At 32.6% G+C, this 18,245-nt stretch carries 15 protein-coding genes and 3 pseudogenes; 2 read left to right on the top strand and 16 right to left on the bottom strand.

From position 1 onward, the window contains the following. Nucleotides 1-98 precede the first annotated feature (98 nt). The 10 genes and pseudogenes from ftsZ to bshC all read right to left on the bottom strand — a co-directional run bounded on the left by ftsZ (nt 99) and on the right by bshC (nt 12,032). A pseudogene (ftsZ, locus tag ABLV95_RS03705) lies at nt 99-1,272 on the bottom strand (cell division protein FtsZ). A 29-nt stretch (nt 1,273-1,301) separates the two neighbouring features. After that, nucleotides 1,302-2,708: a cell division protein FtsA gene (ftsA, locus tag ABLV95_RS03700; protein ID WP_285323018.1), complete on the bottom strand. Its 1,407-nt coding sequence runs from the start codon at nt 2,706-2,708 to the stop codon at nt 1,302-1,304. Nucleotides 2,709-2,813: 105 nt separating this feature from the next. Further along, nucleotides 2,814-3,701, bottom strand: a complete 888-nt coding sequence (locus ABLV95_RS03695; RefSeq protein ID WP_069816274.1) for a cell division protein FtsQ/DivIB — start codon at nt 3,699-3,701, stop codon at nt 2,814-2,816. Nucleotides 3,702-3,716: 15 nt separating this feature from the next. Next, on the bottom strand, nt 3,717-5,066 hold the full coding sequence (murD, locus tag ABLV95_RS03690; RefSeq protein WP_460876434.1) for a UDP-N-acetylmuramoyl-L-alanine--D-glutamate ligase: 1,350 nt from the start codon (nt 5,064-5,066) through the stop codon (nt 3,717-3,719). A gap of 1 nt (nt 5,067) precedes the next feature. After that, nucleotides 5,068-6,033, bottom strand: coding sequence for a phospho-N-acetylmuramoyl-pentapeptide-transferase (gene mraY, locus ABLV95_RS03685; RefSeq protein ID WP_069816284.1), 966 nt, complete (start codon nt 6,031-6,033; stop codon nt 5,068-5,070). 206 nt (nt 6,034-6,239) lie between these two features. After that, a pseudogene (locus tag ABLV95_RS03680) lies at nt 6,240-8,481 on the bottom strand (penicillin-binding protein). After that, nucleotides 8,462-8,872: a cell division protein FtsL gene (ftsL, locus tag ABLV95_RS03675; RefSeq protein WP_021338689.1), complete on the bottom strand. Its 411-nt coding sequence runs from the start codon at nt 8,870-8,872 to the stop codon at nt 8,462-8,464. Before ftsL ends, ABLV95_RS03680 begins: the two are co-directional and overlap by 20 nt. A 14-nt stretch (nt 8,873-8,886) precedes the next feature. Beyond that, the gene (gene rsmH / locus ABLV95_RS03670) at nt 8,887-9,822 is read right to left on the bottom strand and encodes a 16S rRNA (cytosine(1402)-N(4))-methyltransferase RsmH (protein WP_069816290.1); all 936 of its coding nucleotides are present in this window, start codon (nt 9,820-9,822) and stop codon (nt 8,887-8,889) included. 15 nt (nt 9,823-9,837) lie between these two features. Then, the gene (mraZ, locus tag ABLV95_RS03665) at nt 9,838-10,269 is read right to left on the bottom strand and encodes a division/cell wall cluster transcriptional repressor MraZ (RefSeq protein WP_427704838.1); all 432 of its coding nucleotides are present in this window, start codon (nt 10,267-10,269) and stop codon (nt 9,838-9,840) included. A gap of 149 nt (nt 10,270-10,418) precedes the next feature. Beyond that, entirely contained in the window at nt 10,419-12,032 is a 1,614-nt protein-coding gene (gene bshC, locus ABLV95_RS03660; protein WP_427704841.1) for a bacillithiol biosynthesis cysteine-adding enzyme BshC, read from the bottom strand. Nucleotides 12,033-12,311: 279 nt separating this feature from the next. On the opposite strand from bshC, the gene ABLV95_RS03655 reads away from it, so the two are divergent. Further along, nucleotides 12,312-12,752 carry an N-acetyltransferase gene (locus tag ABLV95_RS03655; protein WP_285323010.1) on the top strand — a complete coding sequence of 147 codons (441 nt, stop codon included), beginning with the start codon at nt 12,312-12,314 and terminating at the stop codon, nt 12,750-12,752. Between the two features lie 219 nt (nt 12,753-12,971). Here ABLV95_RS03655 and ABLV95_RS03650 read toward each other — a convergent pair whose 3' ends face one another. The 4 genes and pseudogenes from ABLV95_RS03650 to ABLV95_RS03635 all read right to left on the bottom strand — a co-directional run bounded on the left by ABLV95_RS03650 (nt 12,972) and on the right by ABLV95_RS03635 (nt 14,297). Continuing rightward, nucleotides 12,972-13,658 carry a YjjG family noncanonical pyrimidine nucleotidase gene (locus ABLV95_RS03650; protein WP_427704844.1) on the bottom strand — a complete coding sequence of 229 codons (687 nt, stop codon included), beginning with the start codon at nt 13,656-13,658 and terminating at the stop codon, nt 12,972-12,974. A 146-nt stretch (nt 13,659-13,804) separates the two neighbouring features. Next, nucleotides 13,805-13,940: pseudogene (locus tag ABLV95_RS03645) on the bottom strand (beta-class phenol-soluble modulin). A 42-nt stretch (nt 13,941-13,982) separates the two neighbouring features. Further along, nucleotides 13,983-14,117 (bottom strand): beta-class phenol-soluble modulin, encoded by a 135-nt coding sequence (locus ABLV95_RS03640; RefSeq protein ID WP_427704846.1) that lies wholly within the window; start codon nt 14,115-14,117, stop codon nt 13,983-13,985. A 45-nt stretch (nt 14,118-14,162) separates the two neighbouring features. Then, nucleotides 14,163-14,297 (bottom strand): beta-class phenol-soluble modulin, encoded by a 135-nt coding sequence (locus ABLV95_RS03635; RefSeq protein WP_069832914.1) that lies wholly within the window; start codon nt 14,295-14,297, stop codon nt 14,163-14,165. A gap of 380 nt (nt 14,298-14,677) precedes the next feature. Here ABLV95_RS03635 and ABLV95_RS03630 point away from each other — a divergent pair, with 380 nt between their 5' ends. Further along, on the top strand, nt 14,678-15,235 hold the full coding sequence (locus ABLV95_RS03630) for a GNAT family N-acetyltransferase (protein WP_285323006.1): 558 nt from the start codon (nt 14,678-14,680) through the stop codon (nt 15,233-15,235). A 63-nt stretch (nt 15,236-15,298) separates the two neighbouring features. On the opposite strand, the gene ABLV95_RS03625 is transcribed toward ABLV95_RS03630, so the two are convergent. Both ABLV95_RS03625 and ABLV95_RS03620 read right to left on the bottom strand, forming a co-directional pair. Further along, on the bottom strand, nt 15,299-17,182 hold the full coding sequence (locus ABLV95_RS03625; protein WP_427704848.1) for a DUF5776 domain-containing protein: 1,884 nt from the start codon (nt 17,180-17,182) through the stop codon (nt 15,299-15,301). A 308-nt stretch (nt 17,183-17,490) separates the two neighbouring features. Continuing rightward, nucleotides 17,491-18,171 (bottom strand): glycerophosphodiester phosphodiesterase family protein, encoded by a 681-nt coding sequence (locus tag ABLV95_RS03620; RefSeq protein ID WP_460876430.1) that lies wholly within the window; start codon nt 18,169-18,171, stop codon nt 17,491-17,493. Nucleotides 18,172-18,245: the final 74 nt, after the last annotated feature.

The raw sequence follows: 18,245 nt of genomic DNA, 5'->3' as shown, positions 1-18,245 counted from the left end.
AAAGTCATCAGATCTTTGGACCTGATGACATCATTGTATTTATTATTGACTACTTTAAGCTTTAAGCCCTATGTACACAAGGCGAGCTAGTTCGAAAATTAACGTCTAGTTCTTCTTGAACGTCTTTCTTCTCTATTTCTGATAAAGCTTGGAATGTCATCTTCATTTGTAGTATGACTTCTGCCTTCACTAGCACTTTCTGATGGTTGAGAAGTATTTGCTGTATTTGATGCAAATGTATCTTCTTTTGTGCTGTTACTACTTGTTGCACTTGTACCGAAACCAGTATTTGAAGCTTTACGTGCTTGTGATGAAGGTTTATCTTCAAATCCAGTAGCGATAACTGTAACTACAATTTCGTCTTGTAATTCTGGATTAATTACAGTACCGAAAATCATATTTACATCTTCATCTGCTGCATCTTGTACGATATCAGCTGATTCTTGTGCTTCGAAAAGTGATAATGACTCTCCACCAGTAATATTCATAAGTACACCCTGTGCACCAACGATTGAAGTTTCTAATAATGGTGACGAAATCGCCTTTTTAGCTGCTTCTACTGCGCGGTTTTCGCCAGAAGAAACACCAATACCCATTAATGCTGAACCTTGGTTAGACATGATTGTTTTCACATCTGCAAAGTCAAGGTTTACTTCACCTGATACTGCGATTAAATCAGAAATACCTTGAACACCTTGACGTAATACGTTGTCGGCTTCTTTAAATGCTTCCATCATTGGTGTTGATTTATCAACGATATCCAATAATCTGTCGTTAGGAATAACAATTAATGTATCTACAGTTGCTTTCATTGCTTCTACACCAGCTGCTGCTTGTGTTTGACGCTTACGACCTTCAAAACCAAACGGACGTGTAACGACACCTACTGTTAATGCTCCCATTTCTTTAGCAATTTTTGCTACGACTGGTGCGAGCACCAGTACCAGTACCGCCACCCATACCAGCAGTTACGAATACCATATCTGCGCCTTGGATAGCATCTTCGATCTGTTCACGAGATTCTTCTGCAGCTTTTTTACCAATGTCTGGGTTCGCTCCGGCGCCTAGACCACGTGTTAATTTTTCACCAATTTGGATTTTAGCTTCAGCTTTAGACAGGTTTAAAGCTTGTCCATCCGTATTGATTGAAATAAATTCAACATTATTCATACCATGGTCAATCATACGGTTTACAGCGTTATTACCGCCGCCCCCTACACCGATGACTTTCAACGTCGCTAAATGATTAAATCCTTGTTCAAATTCTAACATTTATATTTCCTCCTAGTTTTAATGGCCAATCAATCGAATAGAGATTTCATAAGTTTTTTGAATTTACCTTCTTCTTTGTCTTGAGGTTTACGTTCTTCATCTTGGTTGACGTCTACTTTTTCGTCGTATTCCTCAGGTGCTTCTGGTTCTTCCATTTCAGAAGCTGACGTTTGTGGCTCTTCTTGTTTGTTTGATTTTTTCTTGAACCAGTCAAATCCGCTTGATTTTGTGCTATGTTCTCTTTCATCAGATTCGATGACTTCTTCTTCGAATTCTTCACTGTCATGATTACTAATTGTAACATAATCTAACAATTCGTCGAAAGTAATGCTACTAGAAATTGTTGAAATTGCTGAAGAAAATTCAGGTTTTCTAATACCCATTTGTGATGGTGTATGAATTCTTACTTTTTCACTGACCATATCTTGTAGTAATTCTTTAACTCCTAATAAGTTTGCTGAACCACCAGTAACAACGAAACCGCCGTTAACTTTAGTAAGTCCTAGATCTTGTAATATATCAAATACATTAAAGAAGATATCTTCAACACGTGCTTCAATAATATCTGCTAAATCTTTTTGAGTAAATTGAGCTTCTTCTTCACTATCCACTTGATCCACACTAAATACATCATGATCAGAAGCAGATTCAAAGAAAGCGTGACCATATTGATGTTTAATTTTTTCTGCTGTTTCATAAGATGTGTTTAAGCCTTGCGAAATATCTTCTGTGATATCTCGACCAGCCATCTCTATTGCCTCAGCATCAACAAGCTCACCGCGTTCATAAAATGCAAGTTGTGTAATGTCTTCACCGATATCGATGATACATGTGCCTAGCTCTTTTTCAGTAGCTGATAGCACTGAACCATAGTTATACGCATCTGAATACACATCTAATACATCTACGCCACAAGATTCCACACATTTAATCATATTGATTAAAATTGATTTTTGAATTGCAATAACACCGGCTTCTACTTTCAAACCATGTCTAGCAATTAATTCTTTTGGATCTGAAACTTCATTTTCTCCATCAACAATAAATTTAATTGGGAATGCATTTATAATTTCAGTTTCTGGCACATCATTTTTTTCGCGAATACCTTCAAGCACACTTTCAATATGTGTACCATTCAATTCTGTATCTTCATGAAATTCTATTTCATTTGCTTCATCAAATACTTCAGTTCCGACTATTGGAAGTTTTAAAAATACTTCTTTAATATCAACGCCTGAAGCAATAGAGGCTTTTTTGATTGTATCTTTTATCGCTTGTTTAGCGATATCGAAATCATCAATAAGACCATTTTTAATCCCACTTGTGTAGGTCTGTCCTGTACCTATCACATTTATACCATTGTGAAATTTTTCGCCCACTATCGTTTTAACGCTTGATGAACCAATATCTATACTTACATAATAATGCTCTTCCATAGATAGGCACCTCCTGACAATAACTTATTCAAGTTCACACTATTAACAGTTTACAATACGTTTTGATGCTTGTGAACTATAAACACGTGTATTTGTCGAAATTTTTTAATTATTTTTGTCTGATTCTTTATTTATTTTGTTTAATGCGCTTTGTAACTCGTCTTTTGCGGCATCTGTTTCTGTTGTTTGTTCGTCTACATTTTTGTCACTTGCTGATTTTGTTTCATTACCACCACCATAAGGAATAAATGATGCACCTACTGATAAATCAATATATCCTGACTTTTTCAATTCGCCTGATTCATCACGTTCTAACGATTGAGACATTTGCGGATAATATTTCATTTTATTAGCAATCGTATTGAGATTACCAAGAATTTGAATGTCATCAGATGTGAATAATTTGATTTGATTTTGTAAATTTTCTTGAGGATCATATTTAATTTCTGCAATCATTCCTCTCACATTTGCTGGCATTTTTGCAAGTTCATTAATAATTTTTTCTTTCTCCTCTTTTTCAAATCCTACTAATATGGGTCCATCATCCGTTGCATTACCATCATAGTTTTTCAATTCTGTACCATTTTCTAGAATAGGCACATAATTATCTTTCTTTTTCGTCATTCCAACAATTTGATTTTCAGTGACTTCAACCGTTAATTTGTTAGGCATTTGTTTCGTAATTTTCGCGCTTTTTATCAATTTGTTGTCTTTTAATTTATCCGTCGCTTTTGAAGTGCTATATGTGTACATTCTGGAGTTGTCTTTAACATCAATCGCTTTATTGATTGCACTTTTGGAAACATTATCATTGCCTTTTATTTCCACACTGCTTATCTTACTTAAAGGCGTGAACATATATATAAGAATCAAAATGATAATAAATAACAATACACCAAATACTGAATATTGAATTTGCTTTTGTCGTTTTCGACGTTTTGCTCGTTTTTCTTTTAAGTATTCAGAGTCAAATTCACTTACTTTATTAGTCATTCATTTTCACACCCTTTAAAAAGAAGGTAAGTGCGCTTGGAAACTTTTTATAAATTTATTTCCACGCTCTTCAAAAGTATTGTATTGATCCCAACTTGCACAGGCCGGTGATAAAAGTACAACGTCATTTGGTTCTATAGCGTCTTGTATTTTATCGACTGCATCTTGTACATCAGTCGCCGTTATTACGTATTTGCCCTGACTTTCACCTAGCTTCACAAATTTACTTTGCGTTTCTCCAAATGCGACCATCACCTTGACGTTTTTCATATAAGGAATAAGTTCATCAAAATCGTTACCACGATCTAAACCACCACATAACCAAATAATCGATTGATCAAATGAATTTAATGCAAATTGTGTTGCAAGTGTATTGGTTGCTTTTGAATCATTGTAATATTTATTCGTTTTGTTCGAGCCGATATATTGTAATCTATGTTCAATACCAGAGAATGTTGTAAGACTATCAATGATTGCTCTTACTGATACACCGACTAAAAGTGCGGCTAAAGTCGGCGCAAGTATATTTTCTAAATTATGTTCACCCGGTAAAACTAAATCATCTTTATGAATGATTCTAAATCCTTTGAACACAATAAAACCATCTTTTACATAAATACCATCAACTTCTTGTTGTGTAGAAAAGTAATAGGTTTTGGCACTTAATGATTCCGACTCAATTAAATGACGTTGGTGATAATTACAGATTAAATAATCGTCCTCTGTTTGATTTTTATAAATTTCTTTTTTAGCATTTTGATAGTTCTCTAATGATTCATGATAATCAAGATGTGCCGAGTATATATTTGTGATAATAGCAATATGCGGCTTGTATCGATCTATACCAAGTAGTTGGAATGAAGATAGTTCCGTAACTAAATAATCACTTGCTGTGACCTCTTGAGCTACTTTAGAAGCAACATATCCAATATTCCCTGATACTTTACCTGTTACTCTACTTTTTTGAAACATATCGCCAATTAATGACGTTACTGTAGTTTTACCATTTGTACCTGTGACACCAATAATAGGTGCTTCTGATATCAAATAACTCAATTCAACTTCTGTTAAGATTTTCAAGCCTTTTTCTACAGCGACTTCAAGTAAAGGTACAGTATAGGGTATTCCAGGATTTTTAACTATAATAGGATTACTATCAAGTAAAGACAGCGGATGTTCTCCTCCAATGACTTTAATCCCTCTATTTTCTAAGTCTTTCGCATGTGAGTCTTGGCTTAAATCTTTGCCATCATTAACTATGACATTCGCGCCCAACTTATTTAACAACTTAGTCGCTTCATAACCACTTTTCGCTAAACCAATTACTAATACATTTTTATTTTCTAACCCTGTATATTTCAGCAATTTAATTCACTCCAATCCATAGGCCAATTAGTCCTGAAATCAAGCCTACTGTCCAAAATACCGTAACAACTTTCTTCTCATTCCAACCAACTAATTCGAAATGATGGTGTAATGGTGACATTTTAAAAATTCGTTTGCCTGTTAATTTATAAGATGTAACTTGAATAATTACTGATAAAGTTTCTGCAACAAACACAAAGCCAATAAAAATGAGTGATAATTCTTGGTTTAGCATAATTGAAATTGTGGCAAATATACCACCTAATGCCAAACTACCTGTATCTCCCATAAACACTTTAGCTGGGTTTAAATTGAATGGTAAGAACCCAACTAATGCAAAAATCATAATAATACAGAATAGACCGATAGATGTAGCACCTTGGAAATACGCCATAATTGCATACATAACAAATCCAATTATAGATAAGCCTGTTGCGAGTCCGTCTAAACCATCTGTTAAATTCACTGCGTTAGAGAACCCTACTTGCCAAAACACAATAAATAATACATATGCAATGGATAGTGGTATTTCTGTATTCGTAAATGGAATATGTATTCCTGTAGAAAAATCAGTTAAATTAAACGCTTGGCTCAAAATGAAGAAGATGACTGCTATCGCAATCTGTGCTAAAAATTTTTGTTTACTTGTTAATCCTTCATTGTTCTTTTTCACAACAATGATGTAATCATCTATGAAACCGATTAAGCCAAACCCTATTGTTACAAATAATAGTAAAATTATTGGGTTAGGATTTTCCATAAAAATAATTGCAAGTATCGAAGTTACAATGATACTAATCAGGAAAGTAAGTCCACCCATTGTAGGTGTGCCTGTCTTTTTCATATGACTTTGCGGGCCCTCTTCCCTGATACTTTGCCCAAATTTCATTCTTTTTAACGTTGGTATCAATACTGGGACTAATATAAAAGTGATTAAAAGTGCAATAATTGCGAGTAAATAAACCATATTATGCTCCTTTATATATTTAATTGGATTATTTCTTAGTGCTAAGTGGCTACAATATGTATAGAGGTAAGTAGCTTTACCAGTTATTTAATTAACGTCATACGCTACTAAATACTGACAAGCTACTATTTTTGAATACCTCATAATCATGAAACAAATATTCTAACATGAGTTAAAATTGAAATCAGAAGTTGTGCTAAATAAATTTATTCTTTATCTTCTTTGCTTTCTTCATTGTCTTTAGATTTTGATTCGTCATCAGCTGTTTCTCCATTTATTTCTTCAGAAGACAACGTTACTTCTATCTTATCTTTTTTACTTATCTTTTGACCTTCTGTTATAGATTGCTCAGAAACAAATCCGCTACCTTTGGTAGTTACTTTTGTATTCGTGAGCTTTTCAAATGCAATGACTTCTTCTTTAGTCCAACCGGACATATTTGGCATCGTAACATCGCCATCAGTCAATAATAGCACTCTACTATTAGGCAATACCTCTTTATCTGCAGTAACAGATTGTTTTGTGATTTTCTCACCGTCACCTATAACGATAGGTTCTAGAGATTTACTATTCACTTTGTCTTGTGCTTTTTGTGTTTCTTGACCTTCAACATCTGGCACTTTGCTGTATTTCACATCTGATTTGTCTTTAGAATTTTTATCACCAACATTCAGATATTTCAACGTGTTCTCCATAATTGGTTTAAAGGCCTTACTCACACCACTTTCATATGCTTCTTGATCATTTTTCTGAGCTAAACTCATACCAAGCATAAACAACAACTTCAGGGTCATCTTTTGGTGCATCACCGATAAAGCTTACGAAATATGGATTTTCACCCTCTACGTATCCACCATTATCTGAATCCGCTACTTGTGCTGTTCCGGTTTTACCTTCTATTTCATAACCATCGATTTTATAGTTTTTAGCATTACTCTTTTCGCTGTTAACAACCTTATCCATTTCAGTACGTACTTTTTTAGCCGTATCTTTTTTGATTGGTTTACCAGCGATTTCTTTTTCACCTTTGTAGAAAGTATCATTACTTACAGGATTAGATACACTATCTATAAACCATGGTTTCAACATATTACCTTCATTATAGAACGCTGATTGCGCTTGTAACATTTGTACTGGTGTTACAGTCGTTGATTGACCAAATGCAGATGTTTTTTGTTGTGCTTCATTATCCCATGCGATGTCACCAGTAGCTTCACCATCAAACATACCGTTCGTTGATTCACCGAACCCAAATTTTTCATACCATTCTTTCATCTTATCTGAGCCAACTAAATCTTGTAAATGCATCATTAGGGTGTTTGAAGAATATGTGAAACCAAGTGACATTGGTATCTCTCCCCAACCTACTTTGTTCCAGTCGGAAATTTTCGATCCCATGACTTCTCTTGGTTCTGCCGTATATTTTTTATCTGGTTTAAATTCTCCTTCTTCAATTGCTGCCGCTAAACCAAAGTTTTTAAATGTGGAACCTGGTTCATACGTATTTTGATACAAATCATTCGCCCATTTTTTACCAAAATCTTCGCCAGTTTCTGGGTTAAACGTAGGTCGTTGACTGTATGCAAGAATTTCACCTGAGTCTGCATCCATGACTACAGCAAATAAATCTTTCGGTTTATAATGCTCAACCATTCCATCTAGTGCTTCTTCAACAAAGACTTGAATGTTGGAATCTATAGTTAAATGAACATCATCACCGCGTTGTGGTGTTTTCTCTTTTTTTGTATTTGGCGCAATGTAGCCCCAAATATCATGAATGTAAGATAACGCACCTTTTTGTCCTGATAAATAACTATCGAATATCTTTTCAACGCCCATAGCACCATTTAATTCCCCAGTATCAGGGTCTTTTTGTGCTATGCCAATAAGATGTGACGCAAAGTTACCATTAGGGTAGAAACGTTCAGTTTCTGGATAGAGCGTGACGCCAGGTAGATTCATTTTCTCTATCTTTTCTTTTTCTTGATAGGTTAAATCAGCACCTTTTTGTCCAAATTCAACTTGAAATGCTTTCTTATTATCCAGTCTTTTTTCAATATCTTCCTCAGACATATCTATCACTGTCGCTAATTTCTTCGCAGTTTCTTTTTTGTCTGTAACATGTTTCGGTTTCTCGCTGCCTTCACTCGCTTTTTTATCAACAATAGCAACGACTTTATATCTTTCTACGTCTTCTGCTAGTACTTTTCCATTACGATCATATATTTTTCCACGTTCAGGTTGCTCTTGGCTTTGGACTAAATATTTTTCGTTTGCCTTCATTATTAAATCTTCGCCGGAAGAGTGCCCTGTCAACATAATATATGAGTATCTTAAAACCAACGTAAAAAAGAGCAGTCCAAATCCGAGAACGAGTAGGACTGCCCCTATTTTACTTTGTTTAATTAGAAAGTTCGGTTTTTTAAATCTAATTTTTCGCTTCGCCATTATTACGCACTACCTTTACATTGTCGTTCTTAAGGCTCATTCCTTCGTCTTTTGCCTTATCGTAAATGCGTTCATATGAAGAGTTCTTTTTAATTTCAGATTCTATTGCGCTGTTTTCACTTGATTGTTGTTCGATTTTAGTATCTAAATCTGCAATTTTTCCTCGAGTATCATACGCATCCATTTTTAAAGATAGCATATAAATACTTATTAAAGCAATTACTGTTATAAGTCCTATGTATAACATTTTCTCAAACTTTGTAAGTTGAACTACTACTTTGCGTTTTACGGTTTTGGTTTTAGGTTGCGTTTTAGGTTGTTTCCTCGGTTGTGATTCGGGAATCTGTTGTTCTGATCCATTATAAGGTTGATAAATCTTCTCTACTGCCACTCATCATTCACTCCTTATTTCAATATTTCTGCAACACGTAACTTCGCACTACGCGCACGGTTATTTGTATCTAGATCTTCTTCAGCGGCGGTAATGGGTTTACGGTTAACGCGTTTCAATTTAGGCGTGTACGCTTCAGGTATGACTGGCAATCCCCGTGGAACATCTGGACCTTTTTCATATTCTTGAAACATCTGTTTGCATAATCTATCTTCCAATGAATGGAAAGTTATGACTGAAATTCTACCATCAATTTTTACTGCACCTATCGCTTGTTCTAGTGAATCTTCGAATGAAGATAATTCATCATTCACTGCAATTCTAATTGCTTGGAAAATCCTTTTTGCAGGATGTCCGCCTTTTCGCCTAGCTTTTGCGGGTATACCTTCTTTTATTACATCAACGAGTTCTAACGTTGTTTCGATTGGCTTTTGTTCTCTGTTCTGTTCTATACGACGCGCAATTTGTTTTGAAAATTTTTCTTCGCCATATCGATGAAAGATTCTGACTAATTTTTCAAATTGCCAATCATTTACAACTTCATAAGCTGATAACGATTGTGTTTGATCCATTCGCATGTCTAATTTGGCATCGTTATGATAACTAAACCCACGTTCAGGTACATCCAATTGTGGACTGGACACACCTAAGTCGTAGTAGATGCCATCTACTTTTTCAATATTCAAATCATTTAAAATTTCAGTTAATTCTCTAAAGTTGCTATGGACAAAGGTCACTTTATGTAAGTGTTCTTTCAAAACTTCTTTAGCATTTTCAATCGCTGTTGTATCTTGGTCGATTGCTATAAGCCTACCTTCGTCACCCAATTGATTTAATAAATAGAGGGCATGCCCCGCGCCACCTAATGTACAGTCGACATAGACACCATCTTCTTTAATATTTAAATAATCAATGGTTTCTTTAAGCATAACGCTGACATGATGAAACAAATTTAACTCCTCCTATTAAAAATCAAAATCAATCAGGTCTTCAGCAATATCTTCGAAACTATCTTCAGATTCTTCATAGAAACTGTTCCAAGTTTCTCTATCCCAAATTTCAATACGATTTGAGACACCTATTACTGTACATTCTTTGCTTAAGTTAGCGTATTGTCGCAAGTTTTGCGGAATGTTAATACGCCCTTGTTTATCTAGCTCTACTTCTACGGCTCCCGAGAAGAACATACGCATAAACTTACGTGCGTCCTTTTTAGTCATTGGTAATGTCTTCATCTTCTCTTCGATAATTTGCCATTCATCCAAAGTATAGCCAAACAAACATTTGTCGAGGCCTCGAGTGATTATAAAACGTTCATTTAAGTCATAGCGAAACTTGGAAGGCACTATCATACGTCCTTTTGTATCCAACTGATGCTCGTATTCTCCCATGAACATTTATAATCACCTCACCTTCTCATATATATAATTTACCACATCTCACCACTATCCTCCACTAATTATACAAATATAACCATAATTTCTTATTCAACGTAAAAAAACACCCGATTCATCAAAAAGATGAATCGGGTGCGCCCTTACTGTCTCTAAGGTTTTATTATAATATGATCAAAAGTGTAAGAAAGTGGTGGATAAGTGGAGGGATTGAACACATTCATCCCAAAATCATTCATAATTTGTAAAGGGTTCCATATTCTTTCTTGTAACCCTCCCATTGGATGAAGTGTACCACTTAATACTTTGAAATGTTTCATGCTAATTTCATTTTCTCGTTCAATATTTAATAAATATCTATTTATCAAATAGTCGTATTGCTTTTGATGAATTGAATTATTTTTTTCTAATAATAATGTATTATCATTGTTGCCTTTTACTTCTGCTTTTAGCGATTGATATAGTGTTTCTTGCTGTGCTTTCATTGATTCAATTTGATCAATGAATGTTTGAGATGCTTGTGCTCTAACAAATTTTTGTTTAGCATCTTCAATTCCATTTTCGATAATTTGGTTTTTATCCAGTTGATATTGTGCTATTAATTTTTCAATTCTGTGATTAATATAAGTAATTCGTAAGCGTGGTAAGACGATTGGCATTGAAACATCCAATGTTTTAAACACATCGTTTAATTCGGTCCAATACTTTATTTCACTTGGTCCACCAATAAAGGCAACAGTGTTAAATAACCATTCTTCCATAACAGGTCTTGTTACCACATTATTTGAAAACCTTTCCGGCTCTGAATCTACTATATCTAAAACCTCTTGAAGCGTCATTGTTTTATCTGATTTATTCAAATAGAATTGACCCTCTTTGAATGTCAGTAATTGTCTCATATTATCTTCGTGTAAAAACAAATGCACATTTGTATCTGTTTGAATCATTTGCTCCAAACCACTTGCTGTTGTTTGTGCTTGTGTTTTTCTAAAGGCCGCATCAACATCAAGATGGTTTTCCACAATTTTTCTGATAAACGGTTGCTCTAATCGACGTAGTTCAGGATCATTAGCGTCCAACAATAATAAACCATATGTTTTAAATACTTCATGTAGCAATGCTTTAAACATATCGGACCAACTATCATGTGCATCAATAATATTACGACACATTTCAATTAAAGGTCGTGAATGTTCAGTTTCATTCAGTTGTTGGAAAAATTGATTCAAAGTTTCCTTGAGCTCAGCTTTATCAGGATTATAATGTGAGACACTTGCTTCTGGTGGCTCCATCGTATGATATTTGACTTTATGTAACTTAGCATCTTGATTATTATATGCATAAGTATGATTTACTTCGTCAAAATCATGGTCTTCCCCTGCAATCCAAAACACAGGCACGACATGTTTATTATAATCTTTAGATAGTTGTTGACTTAGTGTAATAATAGAAAATATTTTATGGAATGTATACAAAGGTCCACCAAATAAACCTGCTTGTTGTCCGCCAACAATTACTTTTGCGCCATCACTTAATAATTTAATATTACTTTCTTGTTCCTCAGTCAAAGATAAATCACTCATATAATTTTCAATCACTTGCGTTAATGCAACTTCTCTTCCATTACTTTCACTTAGAAGTCTTTGTTTATAGTTATTCTTATCCATTGCATCTAAATGATAAAACTGAGCTAGTGTTGAATCACTTTGTTTAATTTTTGAAATAAATTGATCTTTTTCGTTAAGTTTCGTAGTCATACAATCCATTCGTAATTCTCCTTATGTTACTCTATTCCTAATCAGTATAAAGTTTATGTACTATATTGACAATTTAACGGCTTAAAATAACCTGTATTTTTTCTTTTTAATTCAATGCACATACTATAATAAACGATTTTTGAAAAATTTTAAAAAAGTGTGTTTATGTATTTGAAATAAGCATTGTATACAGTCTACTTTAACAGTATGTTTCGTGTCGTCATTTTTGTGAAATATCATTAGAAATAAGGTATAATAAAATATAATAGTACAAAGGGGGAAGACGCTATGAGTAACGTAAAACGTCTTGATATAAATTATAAAACAGACGAATTATTCGAAGATTTTAGAAACTTCGGCAACAAAGATTTGTATATGGTTGATGAACTTCGTGGAGAAATGATAGATGCCAGTTCAGATTCACCTTTTTATGGTATTCAAATCGGAGATAGATTAGGCGCAAGAATGGCATTGTATCGTAAAGGCGATGTTGAAGAAGTCTACTTCCCTGATTTCGACGATTACAACGTATTGTGGAAATTAGAAGTATTAAACGACTTTCAGAATCGTGGTTACGGTAAAGAGTTGTTAGATTTTGCAAAAAATCAAGGACTTCCTATTAAAGTCATTGCTCGTAACCAATCTAAAGCATTCTTTATTAAACAAGGATTCAAAGATGTAAATGCAGTAAACAAAGATGGACATGATGTTCTAGTTTGGACACCATAAAAAGAGTACGAAAGATAAAACATATGTCTCAGTTGTTTTATTTTCATTAGCAGTCTGATACTAAATGCATTTGTTTTCAGCTTTAAAAAAACTACGCGTCTACCTTAATGTAGACGCGTAGTTTTTTACGACCGCTTCAACTCTTGGAATCCTGTTTTAGTTATCCGAAAAATAGCGGGGATCCGAAATCCAATTTAATTTCGTATTCCTGCCCCTTTTTTATTTCATATAAATTAATAATTCATTGAGTGATTTTATTGTATAATCTGGTTTGATATTAGTTTCATTTATTTTATTTCTAGGATTAAACCAACACGTGCCAATTTGGGCATTTTTACCACCTAAAATATCTGATGTCATAGAATCTCCGACGATTATGGCATTATCTCGTTTGTCTTCACCAATTTCCTTAAATACATAATCAAAAAATTCAGGCATTGGTTTTTGGTAACCTGTTTGTTCTGAAACAAAAACACCTTTAAATAATTGACCAAACTGTGCCTTCGCAATACGGCGCTCTTGCGTTTCTAACACACCATTCGTCACAATATATAAATCATGATTTTGTTTTAAATACTTTAAAGTTTCAACTGTGTTAGGAAAGAATTTTATTGGTGCTTTCGCTAATTCATCTCTAAATATGTGATCCGCTTCTTTACCATCCACGGTCATTTCATGTAAATCAAAATATACTTCAAATCGCTTACTTAGAACCTCTTCCTTCGTTAACTTATTAATTTGAAAAGCTTCCCAATGCGCTTGATTCACTTTCATAAAGGTTTTTAAATCGTCATGATTAGCGATCAATTTATATTTTTCTGCCATTTTGAAAAATGCATGTGATTCCGCATCATGAAAATCTACGATTGTATCATCAAAATCTATGAGTAGACTTTTAGAATTCATTTTTATTTCCCCTCTTTTTATACATATTCATTAATACAATTGAATATATTTATTGCTTTTATTCACTCAATAACAGTATACACATTTTGAACATACAAAAAAATGGCCAAGGTTATCACCTTGACCACTACTTCCTATTTTAATAATTAGAATCCAAACAATTGACCTAATAATCCGACACCGCTTGATACAATATCTACAATACTAGTCCCTAATTCTACACCATTACCTGATTGTGCTTGCTTGTATAGTATTTGCGATAGCTTCTGCTAATTTAGACATAAAAATCTCTCCTCTATTTATAAGTTTTATAATTTATTTTTACTAGAATCCGAATAATTGTCCTAATAGACCTACACTGCTTGATACGATATCTACAATGCTTGCCCCTAATTTAACTCCGTCTCCTGCAATTCCTGCCTGTACTGTTTCTTTTATTGCGTTAAATAAATCTGACATATTGATTATCTCCTTTAAAGTATTATTTTTTAAAATCTACTTAGATTAAAATCCTAATGCTTGAGAAATTAATGCTGCCCCATTAGAAATGATGTCTAAAACGCCACTTCCAATTTTCATGCCATCTCCTGCAATACCAGCTTGTACTGTATTTTTAATTGCTTCAAATAAACCTTCCATTGTAAACACTCCTTATAAAATAAGATTTGCTCTGACTGAAAATTATGTTTAAAGTGATACTTATAAAATACTTTTTATTTGTGTATCACTTATTATGTATAATATAAGATAATACTTGATTATATTGTTCGAAATTCCTTACTTAATCATAAAATCGCTGTATCTGTTATTTAATTGCTAGTTTGAAACAGTTATGAATCCTTAATTGTATTTCACACAATTAAATAACTTTTCATAATGTTGGTGAATTATTAATTTTTTGTTAGAAAAGCATTGATTTTATCAGAACTTTTTAAAATTAATGTATAATCACAATTAATTTGTAGTATGCTGATATAAATAAATTCAACAGACTATCTGAATAGATTGGGAGGATCATTATGAAAGCAGTGCTTAAAATTAATAACCATCTAAGTTTAAGAGATGCTCAAGCAAGTGACATTGAAGATTATCTCTCAGTCCCTTTTAATGAAGAGCTTTTAAGAATGTATGGCTCTGAAATAAATTCAGAAACTGAAAAGCAACAATCTGGTGCTAAATTATTAATCGCGAAAATTATGGCTAACCCATATGAATGGGTTATTGACTATGACAATTTATTTATTGGACAAGCTCGTTTAACTTTAGATGAAACAAATAATAAAGCTAAGTTTGCAATAGGTATATTTAATCCACAGTTTTGGAATGGAGGAATTGGTACTCAAGTAACACATCAAATTTTGGAATATGCCTTTAATGACTTAGGTCTCCATAAAGTTTATTTAAGAGTCCTTTCATATAATTATAGAGCTATAAATTCTTACAAAAATTCAGGTTTTATAATTGAAGGTAGTGATCGTGAAGGTTCATATATAAATGGAAATTATGAAACCGACTTATATATGAGCATCTTATACGACGAATTTAAAAGTAATTTCATCAATAAAGGTAAACATTAAAAAAGAAGACTCCAAAATTGGAATCTTCTAGTAATCTCTATAAAGTCACTGTTCCTTTTCAATTTAAACCTCTTTAACAAAATTTCTATTTGCGGTTATAAATGTACCATTCATTGTTTTAAGTCGTGGCGTACCCTTTGAAGATGCCACTACTTTTTGAATAGCTACTTTTTCATTAACCTTAAGCTCTGTCAAAGCTTCACCACTAAAGTCCCTATTTTGATATTCCTTACAATCTTTTGTAATCATCACTGTTTCAGGTTTCTCATAAATATATTTATTGGCTTTACTAGTAGCAACACGATAAATAAACTTTTGATTGGCTGTTAACACTAATCCATCCACTGTGATAAGTCTTGGTGTATTCTTTTTAGTATAGCCAATGTCTTTAATTTCTATTATCTCACCTATTTCAACATTAACATCTGCGCGTTCTTTAAACTCCAGATCTTTATATAAATTGACCTTTTTCGCTATACCAATCGTTATTGGATTATAGGTGAAATATTTATTAGGCGCCTCTGTCTTTCCAGTTTTTTTATCATTCACAATAAATTCAGATTTAAAATTTTGTCTATTAAGTTTGAGCGTCTGCGTTGCGTTAGGTAAATTCATGTTAATTGTATACTTCTTATAGTTATCGTGAATTAAATTAATGTTAAAGTCAAAATTGCACTTACTTAAATCTTCAGTTTTTACGTATAATCGATGCTCATCTTCAGAGAATTCAACTTCGATTGCGTTGAGCTCATAATTAATTTCAGTAAGTAACACTTGATTAATTGTAGTTTCTGAAGCTTTATATACTCTTATAACTTCTCTTAATTCATCATCAATAAGATGCGTGCCTTCATAAACAGCGAATAGTTCTTCTTTCATTGGTAAATAATCTTTTACAGATTCAGGCATTAAAAAGTGAATTTGATTATCTTTCACATATCTATCTGCTTTTCCACCTTTTAATAGCATGCCGATAAAGTCAAAAAGTTTCTCATATTCTTTATTTATAAGCATTTGATAAATATTTTTATATTTATCACCAATGATATAATCTTCAACATTTTTATCATGTTCATTTAAAGTATCTATCATTTGTTGAAATAGACTATAGAATACATCTTTATTTTCACTTTTTACAAATCTTCTATTATTAAATAATCTAGAAACGAAATCTACTTCTACAAGTCGACTTAATGATTGAAATTCTGCTGGCTTAGGTATATCCAATTTCAACACTTCTTGTAGAACCAATAAATTAAAATGTGTTTTTTCTATAATATTTGTTTCGCCTACAAGTGATTGATTATATGAATATCTATTCACATGATAAACAGGCGTTGAATTCATAGAAGCTGTTTTACATTTAGAAATTGCATTGATAAAGAACAATTTATCTTCACCAAATTTCATATGCTTGAATTCAATATTATTATCAATAATGATATCTCTTTTAATAATTTTACCTGGTGGTCCTACAGCTCTAAAAATCTTATTAATTTCATATGGTACTAAATTATTTGCAACTTTATATGAAGTAAATCTTCCTAATTTGCTAATTGCTTTATCTGTATGTTTAATACTGTGTCCAAACGCAACATCTGAATTATTCTCTTCAGCTTGGTTTAATAGCGTCGGCAAACCAGTTGAATCTAACCAATCATCTGCATCAAGAAAAGTTATGTATTTTCCATTCGCATTTTTAATGCCTACGTTTCTAGGTTCAGCAGGACTACCCGTGTTCTCTTCTAATTTAATGAGTTTTAAAAAACTATATTTATTTTTATATCCTTCAATTATTTTTAATGAGTTATCACTAGAACAATCGTCTACAAATATCGCTTCAATTTTATCTTCATTAATATTTAATGCCCCAATTGATTCTATACATTCATTAAGAAATAATTCTTTGTTGTACACTGGTACAATGATAGACAGCAATTTTTCCAATTCCTAATTCCCCTTTTAGATGATTTAGTAATCATTATATAGTATAAATGATTACTAAAGTATTTTTTATAAAAAACAATCCCTACTTATTTCTATAAGTCGTTAAATTCTTAAATATGTATAAAAATCGTTCGTTATGTATTTATTAATATTTTAAAAACTACTACCTAAAAATAACATAAAATGGTAATACACAACACTTTAAATGGAATTATTTTAAAATACTTATCATTCAAGTATTTAATGCAATGGAAATTATAATTGAAATACGCATCCCCCTTTATATTTATAGCGTCTATTATTGTTAATTACTTTACAATATCATCTCCATAATTTGTAAAAAATCCTTTCACTCCTATTTGTTTCAAGGACTTATAGTCATTCCCACTGTTTACAGTAAATGCGTGTACTTGCATAGCATTGTTTTCAACACTTTCTATAAGCTTACGATCTATTTTTTTATGCGAAACTCCAACTGCATAACTATAACTACTTATATTTTCTAACATATTATTATCTAATTTGCTTAATTCATTATCATAAATCAATTTGACCAATGGTATGTTTTCATTCTCATTTTTAATTGTTTTCAAAGCTTTATCATCGAACGCTTGTATAACGATGTATTTAGAGTTAAATAACTTTTTATTTTTTAATTTTTCTACCGTAATATGTGCCATATTAGGATTATCTTTAGCGTTTTTTAACTCAATATAGTATTTAACATTGTTACCATATTGATCTAAAACCTCATCAAAAGTTGGAACCTCCAAATTTCGATTTTTCTTATCTCTTAACTTCAACTTTTTTAACTCTTCAATTGTATAGTCTTCTACCTTGCCTTTTCCATTTGTAGTTCTATCTATTGATTCATCATGCATAACGACTAAATTATTATCCTTAGTTATTTGTAGATCCAGTTCCAAATAGTCAATATTCATTTCATGAATCGCTTTATTATATGCTCGGAAAGCTATGTTCCGGTTCATAACCACTAGCACCCCTATGAGCAATAATTAAAGGTTTCTTTTCAGTGCCTTCATACCCTTTAACTTTTGGTATG

Origin of the sequence: Staphylococcus sp. Mo2-1, assembly GCF_046721385.1 — a bacterium.
In the GTDB taxonomy this organism is placed as follows: Bacteria; Bacillota; Bacilli; order Staphylococcales; family Staphylococcaceae; genus Staphylococcus; species Staphylococcus equorum_A.
Note: the sequence above shows the minus strand (reverse complement) of the source record. Positions and strands in the feature narration are given on the sequence as shown.

What these genes read in the sequence shown, in the direction of transcription:
- ftsA (WP_285323018.1), bottom strand. Translation starts at nt 2,708, where the DNA reads ATGGAAGAGCATTATTATGTAAGTATAGATATTGGTTCATCAAGCGTT.
- ABLV95_RS03695 (WP_069816274.1), bottom strand. Translation starts at nt 3,701, where the DNA reads ATGACTAATAAAGTAAGTGAATTTGACTCTGAATACTTAAAAGAAAAA.
- mraY (WP_069816284.1), bottom strand. Translation starts at nt 6,033, where the DNA reads ATGGTTTATTTACTCGCAATTATTGCACTTTTAATCACTTTTATATTA.
- mraZ (WP_427704838.1), bottom strand. Translation starts at nt 10,269, where the DNA reads ATGTTCATGGGAGAATACGAGCATCAGTTGGATACAAAAGGACGTATG.
- bshC (WP_427704841.1), bottom strand. Translation starts at nt 12,032, where the DNA reads ATGGATTGTATGACTACGAAACTTAACGAAAAAGATCAATTTATTTCA.
- ABLV95_RS03655 (WP_285323010.1), top strand. Translation starts at nt 12,312, where the DNA reads ATGAGTAACGTAAAACGTCTTGATATAAATTATAAAACAGACGAATTA.
- ABLV95_RS03650 (WP_427704844.1), bottom strand. Translation starts at nt 13,658, where the DNA reads ATGAATTCTAAAAGTCTACTCATAGATTTTGATGATACAATCGTAGAT.
- ABLV95_RS03640 (WP_427704846.1), bottom strand. Translation starts at nt 14,117, where the DNA reads ATGTCAGATTTATTTAACGCAATAAAAGAAACAGTACAGGCAGGAATT.
- ABLV95_RS03635 (WP_069832914.1), bottom strand. Translation starts at nt 14,297, where the DNA reads ATGGAAGGTTTATTTGAAGCAATTAAAAATACAGTACAAGCTGGTATT.
- ABLV95_RS03630 (WP_285323006.1), top strand. Translation starts at nt 14,678, where the DNA reads ATGAAAGCAGTGCTTAAAATTAATAACCATCTAAGTTTAAGAGATGCT.
- ABLV95_RS03620 (WP_460876430.1), bottom strand. Translation starts at nt 18,171, where the DNA reads ATGAACCGGAACATAGCTTTCCGAGCATATAATAAAGCGATTCATGAA.